22 protein-coding genes are annotated in these 21,869 nt (G+C 53.1%); 13 read left to right on the forward strand and 9 right to left on the reverse strand.

The annotated features are described in order from the left end of the window. Position 1: 1 nt before the first annotated feature. Both FN806_RS17610 and FN806_RS17615 read right to left on the reverse strand, forming a co-directional pair. A complete protein-coding gene (locus tag FN806_RS17610; protein ID WP_142639566.1) occupies positions 2–751 on the reverse strand; it encodes a hypothetical protein in 750 nt (249 codons plus the stop codon). Positions 752–808: 57 nt separating this feature from the next. Continuing rightward, positions 809–1,816, reverse strand: a complete 1,008-nt coding sequence (locus tag FN806_RS17615; protein ID WP_142639568.1) for a Bug family tripartite tricarboxylate transporter substrate binding protein — start codon at positions 1,814–1,816, stop codon at positions 809–811. A gap of 135 nt (positions 1,817–1,951) precedes the next feature. Here FN806_RS17615 and FN806_RS17620 point away from each other — a divergent pair, with 135 nt between their 5' ends. Genes FN806_RS17620 through FN806_RS17630 form a run of 3 tightly spaced genes read left to right on the forward strand, consistent with a single transcriptional unit; the run spans position 1,952 to position 4,742 of the window. Further along, positions 1,952–3,040 (forward strand): isocitrate/isopropylmalate dehydrogenase family protein, encoded by a 1,089-nt coding sequence (locus FN806_RS17620; protein ID WP_142639570.1) that lies wholly within the window; start codon positions 1,952–1,954, stop codon positions 3,038–3,040. Further along, positions 3,037–4,068 (forward strand): Gfo/Idh/MocA family protein, encoded by a 1,032-nt coding sequence (locus tag FN806_RS17625; protein WP_142639572.1) that lies wholly within the window; start codon positions 3,037–3,039, stop codon positions 4,066–4,068. Before FN806_RS17620 ends, FN806_RS17625 begins: the two co-directional genes overlap by 4 nt. Further along, positions 4,065–4,742, forward strand: coding sequence for a GntR family transcriptional regulator (locus FN806_RS17630; protein ID WP_142639574.1), 678 nt, complete (start codon positions 4,065–4,067; stop codon positions 4,740–4,742). The genes FN806_RS17625 and FN806_RS17630 overlap by 4 nt, the downstream gene beginning before the upstream one ends. Before the next feature lie 241 nt (positions 4,743–4,983). Here FN806_RS17630 and FN806_RS17635 read toward each other — a convergent pair whose 3' ends face one another. Continuing rightward, on the reverse strand, positions 4,984–5,178 hold the full coding sequence (locus FN806_RS17635) for a DUF1059 domain-containing protein (RefSeq protein ID WP_142639576.1): 195 nt from the start codon (positions 5,176–5,178) through the stop codon (positions 4,984–4,986). Between the two features lie 31 nt (positions 5,179–5,209). Continuing rightward, a complete protein-coding gene (locus FN806_RS17640) occupies positions 5,210–5,641 on the reverse strand; it encodes a GFA family protein (RefSeq protein WP_142639577.1) in 432 nt (143 codons plus the stop codon). Between the two features lie 162 nt (positions 5,642–5,803). Here FN806_RS17640 and FN806_RS17645 point away from each other — a divergent pair, with 162 nt between their 5' ends. Further along, a complete protein-coding gene (locus tag FN806_RS17645) occupies positions 5,804–6,676 on the forward strand; it encodes a LysR family transcriptional regulator (protein WP_185956738.1) in 873 nt (290 codons plus the stop codon). Positions 6,677–6,734: 58 nt separating this feature from the next. Here the strand turns inward: FN806_RS17645 and FN806_RS17650 are convergent, their stop codons facing one another. The 3 genes from FN806_RS17650 to FN806_RS17660 form a co-directional block, all read right to left on the reverse strand. Beyond that, the gene (locus tag FN806_RS17650) at positions 6,735–7,130 is read right to left on the reverse strand and encodes a rhodanese-like domain-containing protein (protein ID WP_142639581.1); all 396 of its coding nucleotides are present in this window, start codon (positions 7,128–7,130) and stop codon (positions 6,735–6,737) included. Between the two features lie 186 nt (positions 7,131–7,316). Beyond that, a complete protein-coding gene (locus tag FN806_RS17655) occupies positions 7,317–8,963 on the reverse strand; it encodes a tetratricopeptide repeat protein (protein WP_142639583.1) in 1,647 nt (548 codons plus the stop codon). Between the two features lie 384 nt (positions 8,964–9,347). Next, positions 9,348–10,628: a tetratricopeptide repeat protein gene (locus tag FN806_RS17660; protein WP_142639585.1), complete on the reverse strand. Its 1,281-nt coding sequence runs from the start codon at positions 10,626–10,628 to the stop codon at positions 9,348–9,350. A 266-nt stretch (positions 10,629–10,894) separates the two neighbouring features. Here FN806_RS17660 and FN806_RS17665 point away from each other — a divergent pair, with 266 nt between their 5' ends. The 3 genes from FN806_RS17665 (at position 10,895) to FN806_RS17675 (ending at position 13,247) form a co-directional block, all read left to right on the forward strand. Next, positions 10,895–11,815 carry a sulfurtransferase gene (locus FN806_RS17665; RefSeq protein WP_142639587.1) on the forward strand — a complete coding sequence of 307 codons (921 nt, stop codon included), beginning with the start codon at positions 10,895–10,897 and terminating at the stop codon, positions 11,813–11,815. A gap of 64 nt (positions 11,816–11,879) precedes the next feature. Further along, positions 11,880–12,671, forward strand: a complete 792-nt coding sequence (locus FN806_RS17670) for a class I SAM-dependent methyltransferase (protein ID WP_142639589.1) — start codon at positions 11,880–11,882, stop codon at positions 12,669–12,671. 66 nt (positions 12,672–12,737) lie between these two features. After that, on the forward strand, positions 12,738–13,247 hold the full coding sequence (locus tag FN806_RS17675; protein WP_221929497.1) for a MaoC family dehydratase: 510 nt from the start codon (positions 12,738–12,740) through the stop codon (positions 13,245–13,247). 164 nt (positions 13,248–13,411) lie between these two features. On the opposite strand, the gene FN806_RS17680 is transcribed toward FN806_RS17675, so the two are convergent. After that, positions 13,412–14,374, reverse strand: a complete 963-nt coding sequence (locus FN806_RS17680) for a LysR family transcriptional regulator (RefSeq protein WP_142639591.1) — start codon at positions 14,372–14,374, stop codon at positions 13,412–13,414. Positions 14,375–14,396: 22 nt separating this feature from the next. Here FN806_RS17680 and FN806_RS17685 point away from each other — a divergent pair, with 22 nt between their 5' ends. Next, the gene (locus tag FN806_RS17685; protein ID WP_142639593.1) at positions 14,397–14,618 is read left to right on the forward strand and encodes a hypothetical protein; all 222 of its coding nucleotides are present in this window, start codon (positions 14,397–14,399) and stop codon (positions 14,616–14,618) included. Positions 14,619–15,042: 424 nt separating this feature from the next. Here the strand turns inward: FN806_RS17685 and FN806_RS17690 are convergent, their stop codons facing one another. Continuing rightward, positions 15,043–16,050 carry a helix-turn-helix domain-containing protein gene (locus FN806_RS17690; protein WP_142639595.1) on the reverse strand — a complete coding sequence of 336 codons (1,008 nt, stop codon included), beginning with the start codon at positions 16,048–16,050 and terminating at the stop codon, positions 15,043–15,045. 111 nt (positions 16,051–16,161) lie between these two features. On the opposite strand from FN806_RS17690, the gene FN806_RS17695 reads away from it, so the two are divergent. The 5 genes from FN806_RS17695 to mgrA all read left to right on the forward strand — a co-directional run bounded on the left by FN806_RS17695 (position 16,162) and on the right by mgrA (position 21,709). Further along, positions 16,162–17,673 (forward strand): DUF1214 domain-containing protein, encoded by a 1,512-nt coding sequence (locus tag FN806_RS17695; protein ID WP_221929498.1) that lies wholly within the window; start codon positions 16,162–16,164, stop codon positions 17,671–17,673. A gap of 32 nt (positions 17,674–17,705) precedes the next feature. Next, on the forward strand, positions 17,706–19,199 hold the full coding sequence (locus FN806_RS17700; RefSeq protein WP_142639597.1) for a DUF1254 domain-containing protein: 1,494 nt from the start codon (positions 17,706–17,708) through the stop codon (positions 19,197–19,199). A gap of 297 nt (positions 19,200–19,496) precedes the next feature. Further along, entirely contained in the window at positions 19,497–19,766 is a 270-nt protein-coding gene (locus tag FN806_RS17705; RefSeq protein WP_142639599.1) for an HlyU family transcriptional regulator, read from the forward strand. Between the two features lie 225 nt (positions 19,767–19,991). Then, entirely contained in the window at positions 19,992–20,516 is a 525-nt protein-coding gene (locus FN806_RS17710) for a cysteine dioxygenase family protein (RefSeq protein ID WP_246097323.1), read from the forward strand. A 125-nt stretch (positions 20,517–20,641) separates the two neighbouring features. Then, the gene (mgrA, locus tag FN806_RS17715; RefSeq protein WP_142639603.1) at positions 20,642–21,709 is read left to right on the forward strand and encodes an L-glyceraldehyde 3-phosphate reductase; all 1,068 of its coding nucleotides are present in this window, start codon (positions 20,642–20,644) and stop codon (positions 21,707–21,709) included. Positions 21,710–21,869 lie beyond the last annotated feature (160 nt).

Consider the following 21,869-nt stretch of genomic DNA (forward strand, 5'->3'; position numbering starts at 1 on the left):
GTCAATCTTTCCATAGCGGACGAAGCGTCACGTAGTAGTGGTACTCGATTTGCTTGAAGATCAGCCCGCCGCGCGCGGGCACGTTCTGCCGGAAAACAAAGGCCATCGCACAAACGAGGATGAGCGGGGCAAGTATTGCCACCAACGGAACGAACCGCAAAACGTGTTCGGAAACCGCCTTGCTCAACACCAAAAGTGTAAGCGAGACCCATAGAGCCAGTGTAAACCAATCATCACTGAGTGCGTTCCAGTCCGCCTGCGCGGGGAAAACAGCAAACGCAAATAGCCCGGCAGAGACAACCGCGCTACAGGCCACCAAAGCACGCCGCGCATGACCCCCGTAGTAGCCGTAAGTCAAAGCTGTAATCAGCAACCCAGAACACAGAATGAAGTCCACTCTGGGAACCAGTCCGACGACATATGCAAGAAGGATCAGGCCTATTGTAGAAGCTCGATAGGCTTCCGACTTATCCCATCCGATGCCCAAAGCACTAAGCGCGTTTTGGGCACCACCTGAGCGGATTGAAATAGCAAGCAAAACGAAGGACAAGCCAAGCAATCCACCGAAGATGAACAGCGGTACAATTGCAGCCGAGTTGTACCAATCCGATCCACTTACACCTGCGCGGTTTTCGCCCCAAAGTGGAATGTCCGATGTCTTCCAAAGAAAAAAGACGGACACTGTTATAAGAACAATTGCTGCCCAAAAGTCGCGCGACCGCATGACCAGTGTTTCGTCAGGTTTGTCCATTGCCTGCCTCCTGAGGGAAAGGGCGCGATCAAGCGCGCCCCTTCAAAATTGATCGGATTAGGGCTGCTCGATACCCAGCGAGGCCGGATCCACTGTGGCAGCGCCAAGGTCTTGCAAGGTATAGGCAAAAGTAGCCTCGAGGTTCGCAAACAGTTCTTGAGCTTCTTCACCGTGTTGACCACCGACATCATAATTGTTTGCAGAGGCCCATTCGGCGACGGTGTCGGAGGCAATAGCTTGCTCGAAGGCATCACCAAGCGCGGCCTTTACATCGTCCCCGGCTGAACTGTGAACTGCAAACCCGATGGCCTGTTTGAGCGGCAAATACTGATCAAGACCGTCATAGATGCCAAAGGCAGAAGGCACTGTAGCCCCTGCAATCTGCGCATCTTCGGGCGTCAACATCGCGAGCGGTTTAAGTTGACCGCCTTCAATCAATGGAGCCTGTTCAGCCAGTGACGTCACAACCAACGCGACTTCGCCCGCTATCGCAGCTTCCTGACCGGGCGCTGAGCCTTTGTATGGAACAAACTTGAATTCTGCACCGGCCCCTTTTTCGATGGCCAGAAGATTCAAGTGGTGGATCGAACCCGCGCCGGAAGCCGCGGCTGGAATAGTGCCAGGAGCAGCTTTTGCAGCGTCAACCAATTCTTCCAGCGTATTGTAAGGGCTGTCCGCCGGGACCGAGATCAGATCAGGTGATCCACCAACAATGAACGGATACCAAAAATCAAATTTCTTATCCCAACCACCCTGCACAGCAGCGGTGACGTTCGACTCTGACAGACCAACCAATGTATAACCATCGTCTGGTTGGTTCATGACATAGACCATCCCGTTGGAGCCTGCGACACCACCTGTTTGATTGATCACATTGATCGAGACCGGAAGGTGTTTTTCCATCTCGGCCATGATCATTCGGTTGATCGTGTCCGTGCCGCCACCGGCCCCCCAGACCACAGCTGTAGTAATGTCACGATAGGGATAATCCTGCGCAATAGCTGCCCCTGTAATCCCGGTCGCCATCACGGCTGCGGCCGCCAACCGCCCTAGCTTTAGTTTCATTTCCAAGTCCTCCCAAACAACTTTGCGTTTATTATTGCATTTATTTGCGTATACATTAAAGAATGCGTTGTCAACGGACTGTAGTGAGAGCTGCAATCGCGCTATGAATGCGAAACGGGAAGGAAGCGGGCTAAGATGAAGAAAAATTATGATGTGGCAGTGTTCCAAGGGGACGGAATCGGCCCGGAAATCATGGCCCCTACGCTTGAAATTCTGCGCCAGCTTTCGCGCGGCAGTCCTTCCTACGAACTGGCGTTTACAGACGCACCAGCAGGCGCAGGCCACTACACCAAAACTGGAGAATCGTTTCCGGCTGGGTCACTCGAAACTGCACGCAACGCCGACGCGATTCTGCTGTCTGCAATGGGCTTGCCGGATGTTCGATACCCTGACGGAACCGAGATTTCACCGCAGATTGATTTGCGAAAGAAACTGGGACTTTTCGCTGGTGTGCGTCCTGTAAAAGTAAGCAGCGGACAAATTACCCCCTTGGCGCTGCCCCCCGGAAAAGAGATCGACTTTGTCTTGATACGCGAAAGCACAGAAGGACTGTTCTTCACCCAAGGCGCTGGCGAAGTTACGGAACACGAAGCACGTGAAACTCTGCTGATCACTCGTGAGGTGTCCGAAAAACTGTTCCGTTTCGCGTTTGAACTCGCCAAGAACCGCAAGGCATCCGGTCGCGGCCAAGGACGGGTTACATGTGTCGACAAAGCCAATGTTTTTAGGGCCTTTGCATTCTTCAGATCTATCTTTGACATGGAGGCCGCACGCCATCCCGATTTGAAAGCTGACCATGCCTATGTTGATGCCACCGCTCTATGGATGGTTCAAAAGCCTTGGGAATTTGACGTTTTGGTCACTGAGAACATGTTCGGAGACATCCTCTCAGACCTTGGTGCGGGTCTCATGGGTGGACTAGGACTGGCGCCATCAGCGGATATCGGGTTGAATCACGCTGTATTCCAACCCTGCCATGGTTCCGCCCCGGACATTGCGGGACAGGGTATTGCAAACCCTTTTGCGATGATCCTGTCCGCAGCAATGATGCTTGAATGGTTGGGGTTCACCCATGATCATCCAGACCTGTCCAGCGACGGCGAACGATTGCGTGAAGCCGTGGAAAAGGTGACGGCGAACGGACAGAACCTGACCCGTGACCTAGGTGGAACGGCCGGAACGAAGGGTGCCGCCGCATCGGTATTGGAAGCAATGCGGGCATGAATACTCAACAAGCCATCAGTGTCGCGTGTGTGGGTGCGGGGTATTTCAGCAGGTTCCACTACGAAAGCTGGTCCCGAATGCCCGGAGCGGTTCCGATTGCATCCTGCAACCGTGATATCAACAAGGCGAAAGAAACAGGACTGGCCGCTTACGATGATCTGTCAAGAATGTTGGAGGCGGAAAAACCAGATCTCGTGGACATCATCCTTCCACCTGTGGCGCAGGCCGAGGCAATCCGCTCGGCATTGCGGTTTGGTATCAAGTGGCTGATCTGCCAAAAGCCATTTTGCTTATCTCTGGATGAAGCTGAGAAGATTGTTTCAGAGGCTGAGGCGGTAGGTGCAACTATTGTCGTGCATGAGAATTTTCGCTTTCAGCCCTGGTATCGTGCGATCAAGGTGGCGATGACCGAGGGTCGAATTGGTACACCTCTCCAAGCTACTTTCCGGCTTCGGCCCGGCGACGGACAGGGACCACGAGCCTACCTAGACCGGCAGCCGTACTTTCAGGAAATGCCGCGTTTCCTGGTTCATGAAACAGCGGTTCACTGGGTAGACACGTTCCGGTTTCTATTCGATGCGCCAAGCGCCGTTTATGCGGACTTGCGCCAAATTAACCCCGTTATCGCGGGCGAGGATGCAGGTTTCATCCTGTTTGACCACCCAAACGGTTTGAATGCTCTGTTCGATGGCAACAGATGCCTTGACCACAGCGCCAAAAACCTGCGTCAGACCATGGGCGAAGCGCTCATCGAAGGAACGGAAGGATCACTGGTTCTTAATGGCGATGGTTCAGTAGAACTCCGCGGTTTTGGAAAACAGGAGCGACAGCAGATTCTACCTCCAAGCGATCATGATGGATTTGGAGGAGACTGCGTCCACGCCTTGCAAAGTCACGTCATTTCGGGCCTTCTACGGGGCACGCCGCTGGAAAACACGGCCCGAGAATATTTGGATGTGATCCGCATTGAAGAGAATATCTATCTCTCAGCTGCGGAAGGACGAAAAATCAACCTGGAGACCCCGTGAAGGATCAGGACGCAAAAACTCTTTCTAATACACAACGCGCTGTCAGGGATTTGCGACAGATGATCCTGTCCGGCGAACTTGCAGCCGGAACTGATCATCTGGAATCGGAACTCGCCGAAACCCTTGGCATGTCCCGCACCCCGATACGGGAAGCTGCGCTGATGTTGGAAAGTAAAGGGTTGCTTGAAATGCGGCCCCGAAAGGGCGTTCGGATACTGCCTGTTTCATCAGATGATATGCGCGAAATCTACGACATCCTAACGGAACTCGAGAGTCTCGCAGCACAGCGCGCTGCCGAAGCGGGCTACTGCGAAGATGAACTGGCGGTACTTGCCGGATCAATTGCAAAGATGGACCAAGCCATCGAAGCCGAAGACCTTGAAGCCTGGGCCGAGGCCGACGAGTTGTTTCACCAGGAGCTCGTTCGGTTAGGCGGCAACAAACGAGTCGAAGCGATTGTCGCCATGATGAGCGACCAGGTACGTCGCGCGCGCGCAACGACGTTGTTCATCAGGCCCCTGCCCGTTAAATCTAATGAAGATCACCGGGTTGTTTTTCAAGCGATCAGTGAAGGTCGTCCAGATGCCGCCCGTGAACGTCATCGAGAACACAGGCTGCAAGCACAGGCTATGCTTTGCGGGATACTCGAAAAGCATCGGCTCAATAGCCTCTGATCTTCTCGTATCCGGTCGTTAATCACCTAAAATAACTGCCTATTTTCGGCATTAAAGGCGCTCCGAATACTTGTCTTCAACGGCAGTCCGCAGGTGCGTCCGGCTGCAGCCCTAAGGTATATGCTGATCTTGTGGCGTATTGCACGCGCGACACCTGGGCAATGGTCGCAATTCATCAGGAATTGCTGGCGATGTGAGCTGTGGCGCGTATCCGCAGGAATTTGAAGCCTAATTTATTTGATCACGCGGGCTTTATCAGTGTTTCCAGATATTCTCGAGTATCGGCGTCCCACGAACTAGGATCTTCTCCATGGGCGACTACCGTGTGCAGTTCCATGAGTTTCCATACTTCGTCCTTAGTCGCTGCAACCACTTTGCCTGGGCAGGCCTCCATACCCTCGCAATCCTTGCAGGCATATGAGTATGCAGTGTTCATCGCTTTCTCCTCCGTGCGCTCGGAAAGTTGGTTAGAACTCAAGAAACGTCGGCAGACCGTCGTCGAGTTTTATCCATGGCTGCTGATGTGACACGAAGACGTGGGCCTTGGGTTTCGCAATCGATGGGTCGTCCAACGTTACAGCAGAAAACCAAGCGTCAGCGCTCCAGTCTTGGCCCTCAACTTCATTTAGGGCGGCATAGGTCAACGTCGTTCCACAGTCCCGACAAAACCCGCGACGAATACCCGGAGTTTTCTCCATGTGTTGGATTTCGCCTTTGATAACGGCGAAGTCTTCGGCGGCTACCTTAGCCCAAGTTGCAAAGGCGCCACCAAGGGCCATTTGGCATGAACGACAATGGCAATGTCCCGACCAGACAGGTGGTGTCGCGATCTGGTATCGAACAGCACCACAGTAACATCCACCTTGAAGTTTTTCCATCGTATCAAAATCTCCTGGCATGCGGCTAGGTTGACATGGGCACTAAAGTATCCGCTCCAATATTTTATAATAGAAGCGCAGATTACACTGTGAATAATGTCAAGAATGCCGATATCATGCGACTCAAATAGTCTGACTAAACAATAGAAAATCTACAGTATGGATTGGTTGCACCTTCCCCCGATGAACGCTTTGCGCGCTTTCTCAGCAGTTGCGGAAGCAGGGAGTTACACAGTGGCGGCTGAACGCTTGAACGTGACCCAAGCGGCTGTCAGCCAGCAGGTGAAATCGTTGGAAAGACATTTGGGTGTAGCTCTCGTTGCCAGACGTGGGCGCAGCATTGAATTGACAGAGCCAGGCATCATTCTTTCACGTGAACTGGGTATCGGCTTTGAAATTATCGGAAGGGGTGTCGAACGACTGGCGGAACATGCAGCACACCGTCCCGTTCAAGTGACCATGTCACCAGCATTCGCGGTGGAGTGGCTATTGCCGAGAATGGCAGAGTTTCAACAACAACATCCAGAGATCACTTTGATGCTGAACCCAACTTCTGAACTGGTTCAGATTAAGCCAGGTGGTATCGATGTCGCCATTCGGTATCACGATAGACGCATGCCAAGAAAAGAAGAGGATACTGTCCTTGTATCCGACATGGTCGTGATCGGAGCACCTTCACTGGTGGAAGGCCAAGATCTGCGTGACCCGGCCTCATTAACGAAGCTGCCCTGGTTGCAGGAACTAGGCACCAACGAGGCGGCCGACTGGCTCACCTATCATGGGGTCGTACCTCCCGAGCCATTGACCATAAATCACATGCCTGGGAACCTGATCATGACTGCGGTTCGCCGGGGTGACGGTATCACGTATTCTGCCCGAGCTTTTTTCGAGGACGATCTGTCATCTGGTCGGATGATTGAGTTGTTCTCTGAGCCACTCTTCGGCGTCTATTACATCCAGACTCAAGCAGAATTTCAGCGTCCCGAGGCTAAGGTGTTCGTCAACTGGCTTATATCTCAGTCGCAAGTCGTATCGAGACACAACTCTGGAAGCTGAGACGTATCTAATTCCCCCCCCTGCTCTGTTTGCTCAAGACCGTTGGTTTCGCCGTTTCTTAAGGCTGCTCTGTGGAGGAGCCGGCAGCGATCAGAGCCGCCATCCCTCCATCGATGAACTGCACGTTTTGAAAACCCATAGCAGCCAATACATTTGCCGCTGCCGCGCCTCGGTAGCTTGGAGTTCCGCCACAAGTGGTGAAAATTCGCCTTCCACGATCCTGTAACTCTTGAGATCTGTATTCACTTTCAAGGACTGCCATCCAAGCGACGGCTCGACCTGGAGCCGGAATGGCTCTGGGGCTGATACCTGTGGCCGCCGTTTCAGCGCTATCCCTCACGTCCACCACAAGTGCGTTGGGGTCTTCGATCAGTACTGCCAGCGCGTCAGTTGCTGAAATCGGATTTGCTTTGGATATTTCCTGAGCTTCCATTTGTGCGAGTGTTAAGACCATGTTGCCCCCCGACTGCAAATCTTACGCTATGCTACCATGCGGCTGATTTACCGCAAAACGGCATCCAAGCGATGCTTGGCAGTCTTCTGGTCGCCCAGACGGTTGCCATCAACGAAGTTAAACAAGTCCCGATCAACGGCAGAAGCGGGCCTCGCAAATGCCCCAGCCATTGCTGTTGATCCGAGATTACTCGGCGGCCAAAGCCTTCTGCCTGCAATAACACGACGCCTTTATCGGCACCTCGGCGCGGGCAGCGGCCTTGTCCAGTTGTAGCTTAATATGGGCGGCTTCGACCGTTTCACCGCGCCGGGTGAGACATTCGTGCAAACCATGCAGGCTCCAGACGTTGCCCGGATGCTGACAGGCCCGGCTAAGCGTTGCATCCAGGCCAAGGTCTGCACGGTAAACAGATTCGGCTTCCTCCATCTGGCCTTGTTCAAGAAGAAGAGCACCCAGCGCATGACGGGTGGGTTGCATCCAGCCCCAGGGCTCGTCGTATGGTAAGTTGTCGTCGATCTCGACTGACTTTCGCAGGTGGTCAAAGGCCGTTTCGTGCTCTCCTGTGTGATAGGCCAACTCACCCAGCATCATTTGCTCAGCGACCTTCAGAATGTCCCGGCATGTGTTGTTGAACAGCATTCGGGTCTCAGGAACTCTGGCCAGAGCATCATAGAACTTGGCTTTTTCACTCTCGGCTTCGGCGACCCTGTGTAGGTTGGCCAAGGCAACCGTCCTTGCATACCGCATCATGGCAATGGTCACGCTGTAAAGCTCTTCATCCTCTGGCAGATCCTGATTGAGAATATCCTGCCAGCGACCAAACCTGATCAGCACATGTTGCTTCATTGGAATGAAGCCTTCAAACCAGTCCGCCATCGGCTGAAGAGTGTCTGACGGCAAGGTGTCGATCAGCTCATCGGCAGCTTCGATTGCTGCCGATGGTTGCCCCAAGAACATCGCACCGTATATTTTAAAGTGATAGTTGTGGCACCGATAGACGGAATAGAAATTGTCAGGGCCTTCGCGCTTCAGATACTTGCGATCTGCCAATATGGCTTTGTGATTGCGCAGTACCACGTTCATATAGTCTCCGCACAACACGTCGATATGGGTCGGCATGTGCAACAAATGCCCGGCCTCGGGCACCAGCGTGCTGAGCACATCGCCCTGACGCAGTGCCCGTTCGGGGTGGGGCGACATTTCCATAAGGTGAATGTACATGTGCAATAGTCCTGCGTGCTCCCATGCTCCGGAAAGTGTATCGAACGCATTTTCGAGCACGGATATTGCCTCGAGCGTATCGGCCCCTTCGGCGGGCTTTCCGGTCGGCAAATCCCAAAGTTGCCAGGGTGTCCGGTTCATGAGCGACTCGGCCAGAATCGCAGACACGTCCAGGTCCTGATCGAATTCGGTGTGAACCTTTCGCATCGCATCAGCGAAGGCGTAATTCCACGGGCTGAAATCCTCAATATCCGACGAGGATGGATAACGCGCTGGAATGGCATCGATTAGCGCGCGTTCAACAGGCGTCAGCCGGTCCTTTAACGAGGCAGCAGCCTCGATTGACGCTTTCGCCAAGGCGATACAGTCAGGCTTCTCGTCTTCTTCGAATGTTTCCCAGGGCTTGTTGTAGTTCGGCCCAATACAATACGCGATGCCCCAGTGCGCCATTGCGCAATTTGGATCCGCAGCCACGGCATTCTGAAAGCATACAATCGCTTCTTCGTGGTTGTACGCGTAAGTCCAAGCCAAACCACGATCAAACCAAAGCTGGGCTTCGTCCGACGAGGTTGTGATCTTTCGGCTGTAGCGACCGAGATCATAGTATTCCATCACAATAACCCCCTAATTAAAGGGAGGAGTTTACCACAATGGGCTGTTTCTCGATACTGGCGACATCAAAGCCGACCAAAGGCATAGACCCGACTTATATGAGCCCCATTTGATCGAAGCACTCTTCTTGGCAACTGATCAACTTGTCGGCCGCGTGAGTGACGGGCGGTCCAATCCCTCCACAGTAGCCCGCCGACAAGACCACAATCACCGCTTGCACACCTAAGACGGGCATTTGAGAAAGCTGATGTCAGCAGTCAGATTGTTCTTTTCCGCCAACTAACACTTTTGGGACCTAGTAGCGTCGTGCGACAGCTTACGTTCAAAGTGGCGTTGAAAACCTGTAATTTGCGCTCATTGCGGGCGTCAAAAATACGGGGGACCCTATTCTTCTAGCGTGGCAACTGCATGGTCGTGAGAGGTATGCGGTCGATGCATGTTGAGAATGCGTTGAGCTTCATTCGATTGTCCCGAAATTGCCAGCGCATGCGCCAATGAAAACTCAATAATGTCGCGTTGCGCCCGGCTACCACCAAGGCGTTCGTGCTCAGACATGACACTTACGAATTTCTCAATCGCTTCATCCGCATTTCCATCCGCCAACGCACGGAATGCGCCTGCGACAGAAACAACGGTGGGGCCTGCGGGTCCCTTTGCGCCGTCAATGGTTGATTCCAGACGCTCTCTGTTTCCAGCCATCGCATGCGCAAGAGCAGCGTGAACATCCGCAAAAGCCAAGCCAGGTGAAGGAAAGAACTCAACAGCATAGTCGCTGAGTTGTTGCCAACGCTCCTGGGGAATTTGCTCGCCAGCCAAAAAGGCGCGGTGAACAATTGCCACACTATCAGTCAGAACGTTCAGTGGTGGCGCAGGAGGTCGGTCGGGGGAAACATAATCATCGAACAGCTTCCACATACCCGCCACATCGCCGCTCTCAAGCGCCCACAGAGCGACGTGCCAACTGAGATGGCAGTGCAGATACGCTGTGGAGGGATAGTCTTGCCAAAACTCGCGCAGATAAGCGTAGCCAGCGTCCGTCTCACCGTTCTCATAGTAGAGATGGGCCCTGACATGTGCAGTGTGTGCGCTGTCTGGCTTCAACTCAAGTGCGCACTCGATGTTTTCCGCGGCCGGGCCAATCTGTCCGGCCTCCATCTGGGCAAATGCATGCTGACAGAGAAACCACCAGTCGTCGCCATAGTGTGGCTTTAACATGGTCGTGTACGCAAGCTGCTCCGCCTCGCGTCCAGCCTGACCTGAAAACCCTATTAAGCCAAATACGCTGGTACAGGTCTGAGCAAGCAAAATATCTCGTGGATGGTCAGCGACGTGATCCCGGATGCGCCTGTAAGCCTGCGGTGCACGCCCCTCAATGAGGTCGCTGATAATGTCGATCTGGGCGGCTTCGCGCGAGCTGACGCCATGCGACAGTTCCTTTGCGACGGCTATTTCACGCTTTGCATCTTGTCCACGCCCGACGGTAACAAGGTATCGCGCAAGCCCAACATGGGGCATGGCAAAACTATCATCTGCCTGCATTGCAGAACGGTAAGCTTCTTCAACATCATCAAAAGCACCCAGAAAACGGTCGATGCCTTCAACGTAGGCGTCTCGCGCAGCTTGTGATGTGGTCGTTAGCGGGCTTCCGTACCGATCTTCAAGCATCCAAACCTTCCACTATCTGTACCAAACCTGTCCGTCAGTGAGCTATATGAGCATGCCTAGCCATAAACGAGTCAAAGGAAATCGACGTTGCGAGGCGCCCTGATTTCAGCATCCGTTTCTTTCAGAAGTCTCATGAAATCATCGAAATGCCATTCAAACCATAGTTGCTTCATCAAATCCCAATTTCCTAAAATTGGACTCCGAAAGCAATTTTGGGGATTATTCCATACGGCCCGGCCCGCGTCCGGTTAGAGGAGAACGTAGGTATGACAACCCAAACTCGCCCGCTCATTGATACGGCTTGGTTGGCAGATAACCTGACTGACCCGAAACTACGCATCATTGATGTTCGCTGGAAGTTTAGGGAGGAAAACGGCAAAGGCTTGGCCTATGACGATAGGAGCGAGTTCCAAGCCGAGCACATTCCCGGCGCCGTGTATGTAGGCATGTCGACGGAGCTTGCAGACAGCAATCAGAACGTTCCCGATATGATGCTCGGGCCAGAGGATTTTGGGAAAAAGATGCGCGAGTTGGGTGTTTCCAACGACAGTCATGTCTTGGTCTACGATGATTCCGGGCTTCCGTTGGCTTCAGCGCGTCTTTGGTGGGCACTTTCGCACTATGGCCATAAAAACGCGCAGGTCTTGGACGGCGGCTTGCAGCAATGGAAACTCGAAGGTCGACCCACTGAAACTGGCGATCCATCCGTTGAGCCTGGCGACTTCGCTCCCAAGGTGCAGAGCAATTGGATTGCCAGCAAAACTGACGTTCTGGACGCGATAGGAATGCCTGAGGTCAGAGTTGTGGACTTTCTGCCAAACGACCTCTTCCGAGGCGACGGTGTTCACACATGGGGAGGTCGCTCGGGACATATCCCCGGTGCAGTTAACATACCGGCGATATCGAACATCGATCCGGATTTGGCACACACACCCATTGCTGAGCGGGCAGCGAAACTAAAGGAACGAGGCTCATTCAGGTTGGCGGATCGCCTCCGCCTCCTTCAGCACTATCAGGACAAGGGAATTCAAACCGACGACGAGGTTATCGCGTATTGCGGTCGCGGTATTGCCGCCTCTTGCGGTCTCCTTGCGCTTCGCCACATGGGGTTCGACAAGTCGCGCCTCTATGATGGTTCCTGGGCTGAATGGAGCGCCGATGAGAGCCTGCCGGTTGAAACCTCGTGAGACTACGATTTTGGGTCACTTTGGGTGATCCAATTATTGACGCGTTGCTAGGAGGATATTTTTGATGACGGACAATTTCCGGCTGACCAAAGAAGCTGCGCAGAAGTACAACAACCATAGTGTGCCTGCGATGTTCGGCCCATTGGCTGAAGCAACAATGCAGAAGGTTCAGCTTCGAAGCGGCACTTGTGTTATCGACATTGCATGCGGCACCGGGGCTTTGACGCGAGAGATTGCAAGGAAACTGACGGGCGAAGGCCGGGTTGTTGGCGTAGATCTGAACGAAACCATGATTGAGGTCGCGCAGTCCAATCAGCTGGATTGTCGTCATGTGCTCGAGTGGTATGCAGCAGATGTAACCGAGTTACCTTTCGGAGACGCTACGTTTGACTATGCCTTCATACAACAGGGGCTTCAGTTCTTCCCCGACAAATCCGCCGCGTTGAAAGAAGTTCATAGGATCTTGCGCAATGACGGTCAGCTGTTTTTGACATGTTGGCGCGCTGTGTCGCCCTTCAATGGAGCACTTGCAAAAGCTCTCGAACAGCATGTTGGAACAGATGCCGCAATCAAGGCCAGAGCGCCTTTTTCGTTTCGAGATGGGGACCTCATTTCGAACTTGTTGGTCGATGCAGGCTTTAAGATAGCTCGTCACGAGCCATTGGTACTAGAGCGAAGATTTATTGACCTTCGTGCGCAAATCATGGCGCTGCCAATCGAAACTGATCTTAGGGATGCAGGTGATGACGTCACCAACAAGGTCGTGGAAGAGGTTGCAGACGTTTTGTCTAGATATGACAATGAAGGCGTATTGCACGTACCGCAAGAAGCGCACCTTTTTGTCGCCGCGGCATAGGTCAACGACCACTGGCTCAGTTCTCAATTACGATCTTTGCCATAGTCGAATGACAATGCGGCATTAGTGGCTGCCGAGCGTGGCTCCGCGTTGACGGTTGAGTGTGCATCAAACTATACTTTTGCCATGGCCAGCGGAAAATACATCGACGATTTGTCGGTTGGCGAAACTTTCGAAACCGGTGGCGTTACGCTGACCGAGGGAGCGATTGTTGACTTCGCACTGGTTCATGACCCGCAGCCCTTCCACGTTAACAAAGTGGCTGCCGCAGAGTCGATTTTCGGCGGCCTCATCGCCAGTGGATTTCAAACAATAGCGCTTACTTTCAGGTTGTTCCGCGACACTGGTGTACTTACCGGCACCAATCTGGGTGGACATGGTATGGACGAGGTACGGTGGCTGGCTCCGGTGTATTCCGGTGACACGATCAGCGTGCGCGTCACGGTTGAGGCAATTACACCATCACGTTCGAAGCCAGACCGGGGAACGGTCAAATTCCGATACCAGACATTTAACCAGAACGATGTTGAAGTTCTTAACCTGGTCATGCACCACGTGATGGCATGTCGGAGTTAAGGCGGTTTGCAGCGACTTGGGCGCGGCGATCAATTCGACCTCCCTTTGTCATCTTCAAAAGTATCCTTGGGCTCGCCACATAAGGCTTCTATTCGCAATTGCGGTCGTGGCGTACATGCAAACTAGCTTGTTCGCGTGTTCTCAATCCTTTTTTGCCTAAATAACTACTTGTAGATTGCCGCATAGCGAGGTGCGAAGAACTTAACGAAGGCTCTAACCTCTGGCCGACGATAGGCTTCCGGCGAAATGAGCATTAGGTGCGGCACCGCAAGTTCGGGGATTTCGTCGAAACATCGGATAAAAGACATGTCTGTTTCCACCAGCTTGACATTGCTGATCCCAAGGCCTTGCCCTGACCTGATCGCCGCATGCATTAGCTCCAGTTCAGTGAAAGACATGACGATCTGGTCCGGCTCCACGTGATTGGTCAACCATTCGTGGAATACATTTGGTACATCGTCCCGCTGAAAGGTAACAAACTGATGCCCGGCCAGATCATTCGTTGACCCCGGTAAGCCAAATTTGTCCGCGTAATTTCTGCTGCCGAACAAAGACCAGCGGGCCGTGCTGATCTTACGACAGATCAGGTCAGGATCAGGTTCAGTTCTTGCAAGGCGCAAAGCAATGTCGGCCTCGCCCGCCATCAGGTCCAGCGCCCGAACGCTGGACAAAAACTCGAATGCGACATCCTGATTGTCGGCGGAAAACTCGTTTACGATTTCAATCATGCGTGCAGAGAAGTTTGCTGAGTAAGCGGTGATACGGATGGGTTGTGTCGACGTCAATTCTTTCGCGCAATCGGCAAATTCAAGGACTGAAGTCTCGATTGCTTCGGCGAGGGGAACGAGGCGAAGGGCTTCTGGGGTTGGTTTGAACCCGTGCGTACCGCGCTCAAAAAGCGTCAAGCCTGTTTCTCTTTCGAGAACATCAATGCGTCGGGCAACCGTTGGTTGGGAGACCTTTAGCTTTCTAGAGGCCGCAAGCGTCGACCCTTCTCTGAAGACAGAGAGGAACACACGAATATCCGACCAATTTCGGAACCCGTTCTTCATTTTTGTAGAACAGCACAATTTTGTGCCGGATACCAGAAAAACGGGAGAACAGTTACTGTTGTTGCGACAGCGCAATTAACTCGGAAAGGACCATGAGATGGCTTCCCATACAATGTCACCCAGCCTCTGGGCCGTATTTGGTGGACTGTTCGGTTGGACCAAAAGAGCCTTCCCCGAAACCCGGAAGCTGCGGCCTACAGCCAACGATCTTCACGCGGAACGCGACTATATTAATGACGTGATCTGGAGTAATCCCGATGCGTTTTCGAGTGAGCTTGACGTGCATAACATGATGAACCTGTATCCAGGAAAGTTCTGACAACACTTGGTGACAATCGGCCGAATAAGGCGATTAGATCGCACCAAAATGCAGCTGCAAGCTGGAAGTGACAGCCACGCACCTGTGTTGTCGCCATAGAGTAAGTAGCAACACGAGACCTTCTGTCATCACACCTATCGCTGCGGTCGTTCGAACGTCTGATCAATGCCTGCACGTCTGGCACTTCCTTGGGGCATCACCGACGACAATTAAGTATGGACAAAAGATTTGCAGCACCAATTGGGGCGACTGTGACACCAATGGGGGTCTCTTCAACCGCGACTTTCATGAAGCCCGCGAAAGAACCTAGGCCGACTTACTTCGCTCAATCACCCCTTTTTGCGCACCACGACGATAAATTGGGTCAAGGAAAAAAAGAAGCGGACAAAGCAGGAATTCGAAGACTGGTCTCGCGACCCACAAGTCAACTATGGTCGGAGTTCATCTTGCGATAGTCAGAGGGCGCCAGTCCCGTCAACTTCCTAAATGCACGGCTGAAATTGTTTGCGGTTTCATATCCTAGCATGGAGGAGATACTGGAGACTGCCTCGCGCGTATCCGTTAGGAGTTCCTCGGCCCTTGCTACCCTAACATCGTTGACGATTTCGCGAAAACGAACCCCTTCGCTTGCTAACTTCCGTTGTAGTGTGCGAACGCCAAGATCGAGCGAACGCGCGGTGGCATCAATCGACATTTCCTCCCGATGAATTTGTTGCCAAACCACCTCTTCGACTTGTCCTCGAAGTGTTTGGGGGGGGCCGCCCAATCGTTCACGAGAAATATCTCCGACAGTTGTCGAGCCGCCGCTAAGTTTTTTGGGCGTGGCTTCGGCTCGCAAAGTCGATGCATCAAACTCAACCCCAAGCCGGGTGGCGTTCCAGATTACAGGACAAGCGTAGGTGTCTTCTGCCTCGACAAATCCAGGAACCTTCGGGAAGTCCAAGAGCACGGCCGATGGCTTCCAGTCGTTTCCTAAATACGCGCGGAATATGCTCAGAAAAACCCCAACGGCCGAGAAACCGATGTCCGGATACGCGAAATGCGAGCGAAGTCCAAAACGATAACAGTAACGCGCGCTAGTGCCCGAAGTTTCAAGCCACGCGCGATCCGCGGACGAATGAAATGGCATGACGGCAGAAGCTCGTATTAGCGCTGCCCCCAGCATTGGAGCAGAAAGAACGTAGCTCCCCCAGGCGCCGTAATCAGCGACGGTGAGATACGGTGACCACAACAATCCGATGTTTTGTTGTCCCGCGGATCGTGCGGCTTCGTGCACAAAGGTCGCCAAGGCATGCTCCGAGATGTAACCGCCTCTTTCCTCAATGAAGTGAACAGGAAGATCGGCCGAGTCAAAAGCACGCAACAGGCGCCTTTCCCCTGCGGCCTCAAGCACAAACTGGGGCATCGCGCCCAAGGCCTTGGCCGAAATCATCGGTGGTAGGTTCAATCCGTCAACCCGCTTGTTCGCCCGCGTGTCGTGAAATGATACGCATCGGCTGAACGGATGTGCAAGCTTTCCCTAAACAGCAGGGAGCATTGCAATATGAAAATACTTCGGCCATTACACGGCGGTTTTTCGATGCATTTTTTGGGAATGGTGCTCGGCGCAGGGATTTCTGCTTCACCAGTTTTCTCCCAGTCCTTCAACGACACGGGCGACATCCTTGCACGATCAGCCGAGGTCGAGGACATCGAGTACAAGATCATGGTGCAGCGCGCCACTCAGACGGCCATCTGGGGAATGCCCGCCGCTGGTATGATCGATTTTCTGAAGGGTATTCGCCGCGACCTCGGTGGCGACTACAACGACATCATTTATCTCAACAAGCCGTTCGATTCCAAACATGGGTTTCTTACGGCTAACGATGTTACGGCCTATGCTTGGGCTTCAATGACCTCCGAACCCGGTCCCCTTGTCATTGAAGTGCCCGCAGCTACCGACAAGGTGAACTACTTCGGTACAATCGTGAATGCTTGGGATGTTCCTATCGTGGACGTTGGTCCCGATGGTTTCGATGAAGGTGCCGGCGGCAAGTACCTCATGCTACCCCCAGGCTACGAAGGGGATATGTCCCTAGAGGAATTAACTGAGGCGGGATACCTTCCCTTTGAAACAGATACCTACGAGTATGGTTTTTCGTTCCGGCCAAAACTGACGAATGGCGGAACGGACGCCGATGCGGCCGACTACGCTCAGACAATAAAGGTCTACTATTTGTCTGAGGCCGACAATCCACCGCCAAACAACTATTTCGAAGCGTCCGAAGTCCCGTACGACTCGCTTCCTTACTACAACGAGACCTTCTTTCAGGACTTGAACGATTACGTTCAAAACAACCCGATACGTCCACAAGACAAGGTTATGGTAAATTTTTTGAAAGATCTCGGGATCGAAAAGGGAAAGCCTTTCGAGCCAAGTGAACTTCAGATGCAGGCAATGAACGAGGGCTTGCTGCTCGCATATGCCTCGATGCAGAATTACTTTGTGACGCCTGGGAAAGCCATGATCCCACTTTGGGTCGACGATAGCGGCGAGATGAGGAGCCAGTGGCTGATTTGGGAATTCGCCGAAGGTCAACCGGAGGCTGGTTTCCCGTATGAGACAGAGACCGAAGTCCTTGTGGATGCGCGTGCGGGCGGCAGTTATTTCTGGATTACATACCTGCCGAAACAACTGGGCGGAGGTACATTTTATCTGACAGGTCTGCGCGACAGCGACGGAGAAATGTACGATCACAATCAGACCTATAGACTGAACGTCCCAGCGGACACACCTGCCGACGATTTTTGGTCCGTGATTGTTTATTCGATGGAGACCAAGAGCTTCATTCGGAACGTTGATCCTGTCGGTTTGTCCGAGCGCGACACTGATGCGATGCAGGCTAATGAAGACGGCTCCTACGACATTTATTTTGGCCCAGAGGCTCCGGACGGAAAGGAAAGCAACTGGATACCAACCACAGAGCCGTACTTCCTGTTATTCCGCCTTTACGGGCCGCAAGACGGTTGGTTGGAAAGTGGCTGGATGTTGGGAGATCTCGAAAAAGTAAACTGACCACAAAACCAAAAAAACCAATGGAGGTAATAGTGAAAGCAAAGTCAGTTGCCTTGCTGTTCGCACTAGTAGTCGGATCGCAATCTACAGCCCAAGAGTTCAAAGCCGACGTGCCTGACAATATTCTAACTCCAGACCGAGTCGAGACCCAGACGCTTGGTGATCTTGAATTCTTCGATGGTATGCCATCGCCCGAGACGGTGGAGAAGGTCTTCGATAACCTTGATCTGATTAGGGCTACGACGGCGTTCTTAGATGGTATGAAAATCGCTTCGCTTCGGGCTATGTTTCAGGGGTACGAGGACTTAGGCGTCAATCCTAATGACGTCGTGATTGCAGAAGACCTGCTGGACGCGCGATCCATCTGGCTGACGCCCAATACCACCACAATCTACATTGGTTCGAATGTCGATATCTCTGATGGCCCGATGGTGATTGAGGTTCCGGCAGGTCTGCTTGGGTTGCTGGATGATGCCGCATTTGACTACGTGACGGATATCGGGGCGCTCGGCGCGGATAAGGGAGAAGGCGGCAAATACCTACTCTTGCACAACGATGATGAAACGCCGGTGCCCGACGGGTTCTTCGAGCTTCGCACCAAGACAAACGAGCACTGGTTGTTGCTGAGACGCTCACCGGACGCAGACGGAGATACAGCTGGGCCCGTTGCCGAGATCAAGGCGGGTCTGAATGTATATCCGCTTAGTGAAGCAGATAATCCACCCGCGGAAACTTTCCTGAATATCTCAGGCGTCCAACACAACACCGTTCACGCGAACAACGAAGACTTTTTTGAAGAGATCCACGTCGCGCTCGAAAACAATCCAATTGGTGCGTTCAGTCCGGAAATTGTAGGAACGTTTGCTTCCATAGGGATCAGGAAGGGCGAGCCCTTCGAACCCGAAGCCCGTATGCAGGCCATTTTCAAGGAGGCAGCAGCGATAGCAAACGCCACGGCGCGAGCGATTACGTATGCCTCGCGCGATCCGGGAGTTTTCTTTTATGAAGACCGGCAATGGAACTCACCGTTTCAACGTCAGAGCTATCTGTTTCTTGAGGACGGTGCACGCATACTCGATGACCGTTCATACTTTTTCTATATGGCGACGGGCATAACGCCTGCGATGACCTCGCCACCGGTCGGTACGGGGTCTGTCTATGCGATGACGGCGCGAGACAACAACGGACAGTACCTGGATGGCTCAAAAACCTACAAGGTAACTCTCCCGGCACCCGTTCCCGCGAAAAACTTTGCGTCGTTTATGTTGTATAGCGGACAGACACGGTCGATCCTTGAAACTGACCTGGAATCCGGTGGTATCGACTCTAATCGACCGGGGATAAAGCCGAATGAGGATGGGAGTACCAGCATCTATTTTGGCCCGGAAGCCCCAGAAGGTTGGGAGAACAACTGGACGCAAACCATGCCCGGGCAAAGCTTCAACGTGATGATGCGCCTCTACGGACCGCTCGAGCCTTGGTTCGACAAGACCTGGCGTCCTGGTGATCTGGAACTGGTAGAATAAAGCGACAGCCGCGACTATCGGGCGACGCTACTTTTTGGCGTCGTCTTGCATTTTCTTCGGTGTCGGTTTTGGGCTCAAAGCGGTCGTCGGCGGCGGCGTGTCAGAATGGCGGTCTGGACAGTCTTACGAGGGAGCGTGGTGTGGGGAATGGACTTCTACCGCGGATCTGGACGTACTAGGCAACGCAAGGAGCGTGCCAACGGATCGAAGGCAAATGTTGTGATAGCACGACATGCTTCACGCCTGTCCTAAGCGGCGCTAGTCTCCCGTCATAGCAACGCTGAAAGGAGCCGCCCAATGTCCCTCTTCTCTAAAATCTTCGGTGGTGGTGAAAAGTCGGAGCCGGAGCCAGTCTCTTACAGAGGGTTCGAAATCTTTCCGGACCTGATGCCCGAAGGTGGCAAGTACCGCCTTCTAGCCCGTATCGAAAAGACCATCGGCGGAAATCGCAAGACCCATACAGTGATCCGGGCGGATGTTTTTGAGACCCGGGATCAGGGCGAAAGCTTCAGCATCGCAAAGGCGAAACAGGTGATCGACGAGCAGGGCAACCGCATTTTCGATTAAGCAAACAGACAGCCTAATTTATGCGATGCAATCGACGGATGGTTCCGCAAATTAGACATCCGCCCCGATCTGGCGAAAGAACGCTAAGCAAGCCAAGCAGTCATTGGAAGTCTTAGATGCCCGATACATGCAGCTGCAATCTGGGTCCCAATTTCGTCTATTTTACAGCATGTGCTACCCTGTTGCATTTATCGTATGCAATTGAGGGCTGAAGATATGTGGAACATGGAACAGTTTGTAGCGGACTGCCGGACCGCAGTAGATCAGGACGCGTCTCACAAATCGGTGGCTGAGGTGGTGGACCGGGCGATGCGCGATCCCGCGGGCGTGACGCAAGCCTTGGGAGAGCCGACCGAAAGCGGTATCTTTCCCATTTACAAGTCAGGTGATCTGACAATCGTCAACGTCGTATGGAAGCCAGGAATGACCATAATGCCCCACAATCACGAAATGTGGGCCGTGATCGGTATTTATGGTGGCCGAGAAGATAACATTTTTTGGCGGCGCGTAGCAGATGACCCTAACGGACGCATTGAAGCGGCGGGGGCTCGAGCATTGTCGACGGGTGAATATGCTCCGCTTGGTAAGGACCTCATTCACTCGGTTACAAACCCTATCCCCAAGTTGACCGGAGCAATCCACGTATACGGCGGGGATTTTTTTGAAGCTGAGCGAAGCGAATGGGATCCTGAAAACCTGACGGAACATGCCTATGACATGTCGAAGGTTCGCGCGTTATTCGAGGACTAGTTTGCAGTTTGACAATCTGCGCTGGCAATGCCTTAGGCATGTTCCGTCTATACGTCAGGCTTCGCTGATAGCCGATTACTATCTCGTTGAATTGACACGGGGTGATGATCTCGGATTATGGACAGATGAGCAAATTACAACGCCCCCCGAAGCCTCGGCCACGCCCATTTCTTCCTAATCCGGACCGCTACGAGCAAATGGTCTATCGCCGTTGTGGGCAGTCTGGCATAAAGCTACCCGCGATAAGCCTTGGGCTATGGCACAACTTTGGTGGGGATACCCCGCACCAGACAAAGCGCGATCTCTGCCGCACTGCTTTTGACTTGGGTGTAACGCACTTTGATTTAGCAAATAACTATGGCCCACCACCGGGATCGGCGGAAGAAGCATTCGGTGAAATTTTAAAAACTGATTTCGCAGGCTATCGGGACGAACTCATCATATCTACCAAGGCAGGGTATGATATGTGGCCGGGCCCCTATGGGGAGTGGGGATCACGAAAGTATCTTGTGGCCTCTTGTGATCAGTCGCTCAAGCGGATGGGGTTAGAATACGCAGATATCTTTTATTCCCACCGTTACGATCCAGATACCCCTCTGGAAGAAACTATGGGGGCCTTAGACTATATAGTGCGCTCTGGGCGCGCACTTTACGTCGGAGTTTCAAGCTACAACTCGCAACGAACGCGCGAAGCGCTGGCCATCTTGAAAGACCTTGGCACGCCGTGCCTGATTCATCAGCCGTCGTATAACCTACTCAACCGTTGGGTTGAGCGGGACGGGCTGTTGGATACGCTTGACGAATTGAACGTGGGATCGATTGCGTTCACGCCACTTGCCCAGGGTATTTTGACATCGAAGTATCTGAACGGCATTCCCGAAGACAGTCGTGCGACCCAAGGCAAGTCTTTATTGGACGGCATGATCAACGAACGTTCATTGACGAGTGTCAGGGCTCTAAACGACATAGCGGCGTCACGCGGTCAATCATTAGCTCAGATGGCGCTTGCTTGGGTGCTGAGAGGTGACCGGATTACGACAGCCCTTGTTGGCGCTTCGCGACCTGAGCAGATCGTGGATTGCGTAGGCGCGGTCCAGAATTTGGAATTTACCGAAGCGGAACTCGCTAAGATTGACGAGGTAAGCTCGGAAGAGGAAATCAATCTCTGGGCGCGATCCTCGGAAATTGAGTAAGATTGTTGACCACTGATTTTTGGTGCTAGCAGGTTCTTCTGCTTAATCGCATGGCGTTTCTGCTTTGGGCTCGAAGCAGACGTTCGGTTAATTCCGCTGAATGTCCGCCTTGCGGACCAAGCCGCCCTCAGATGGTATCGCTTGCATGTCTGCGTTACAT

Source organism: Ruegeria faecimaris (assembly GCF_900182615.1).
GTDB classification, from domain to species: domain Bacteria; phylum Pseudomonadota; class Alphaproteobacteria; order Rhodobacterales; family Rhodobacteraceae; genus Ruegeria; species Ruegeria faecimaris.

Coding starts and splice junctions, on each gene's coding strand:
- FN806_RS17610 (WP_142639566.1), bottom strand. CDS start 751: ATGGACAAACCTGACGAAACACTGGTCATGCGGTCGCGCGACTTTTGG.
- FN806_RS17615 (WP_142639568.1), bottom strand. CDS start 1,816: ATGAAACTAAAGCTAGGGCGGTTGGCGGCCGCAGCCGTGATGGCGACC.
- FN806_RS17620 (WP_142639570.1), top strand. CDS start 1,952: ATGAAGAAAAATTATGATGTGGCAGTGTTCCAAGGGGACGGAATCGGC.
- FN806_RS17625 (WP_142639572.1), top strand. CDS start 3,037: ATGAATACTCAACAAGCCATCAGTGTCGCGTGTGTGGGTGCGGGGTAT.
- FN806_RS17635 (WP_142639576.1), bottom strand. CDS start 5,178: ATGAACACTGCATACTCATATGCCTGCAAGGATTGCGAGGGTATGGAG.
- FN806_RS17640 (WP_142639577.1), bottom strand. CDS start 5,641: ATGCCAGGAGATTTTGATACGATGGAAAAACTTCAAGGTGGATGTTAC.
- FN806_RS17645 (WP_185956738.1), top strand. CDS start 5,804: ATGAACGCTTTGCGCGCTTTCTCAGCAGTTGCGGAAGCAGGGAGTTAC.
- FN806_RS17650 (WP_142639581.1), bottom strand. CDS start 7,130: ATGGTCTTAACACTCGCACAAATGGAAGCTCAGGAAATATCCAAAGCA.
- FN806_RS17655 (WP_142639583.1), bottom strand. CDS start 8,963: ATGGAATACTATGATCTCGGTCGCTACAGCCGAAAGATCACAACCTCG.
- FN806_RS17660 (WP_142639585.1), bottom strand. CDS start 10,628: ATGCTTGAAGATCGGTACGGAAGCCCGCTAACGACCACATCACAAGCT.
- FN806_RS17665 (WP_142639587.1), top strand. CDS start 10,895: ATGACAACCCAAACTCGCCCGCTCATTGATACGGCTTGGTTGGCAGAT.
- FN806_RS17670 (WP_142639589.1), top strand. CDS start 11,880: ATGACGGACAATTTCCGGCTGACCAAAGAAGCTGCGCAGAAGTACAAC.
- FN806_RS17685 (WP_142639593.1), top strand. CDS start 14,397: ATGGCTTCCCATACAATGTCACCCAGCCTCTGGGCCGTATTTGGTGGA.
- FN806_RS17690 (WP_142639595.1), bottom strand. CDS start 16,050: ATGATTTCGGCCAAGGCCTTGGGCGCGATGCCCCAGTTTGTGCTTGAG.
- FN806_RS17695 (WP_221929498.1), top strand. CDS start 16,162: ATGAAAATACTTCGGCCATTACACGGCGGTTTTTCGATGCATTTTTTG.
- FN806_RS17705 (WP_142639599.1), top strand. CDS start 19,497: ATGTCCCTCTTCTCTAAAATCTTCGGTGGTGGTGAAAAGTCGGAGCCG.
- FN806_RS17710 (WP_246097323.1), top strand. CDS start 19,992: ATGGAACAGTTTGTAGCGGACTGCCGGACCGCAGTAGATCAGGACGCG.
- mgrA (WP_142639603.1), top strand. CDS start 20,642: ATGAGCAAATTACAACGCCCCCCGAAGCCTCGGCCACGCCCATTTCTT.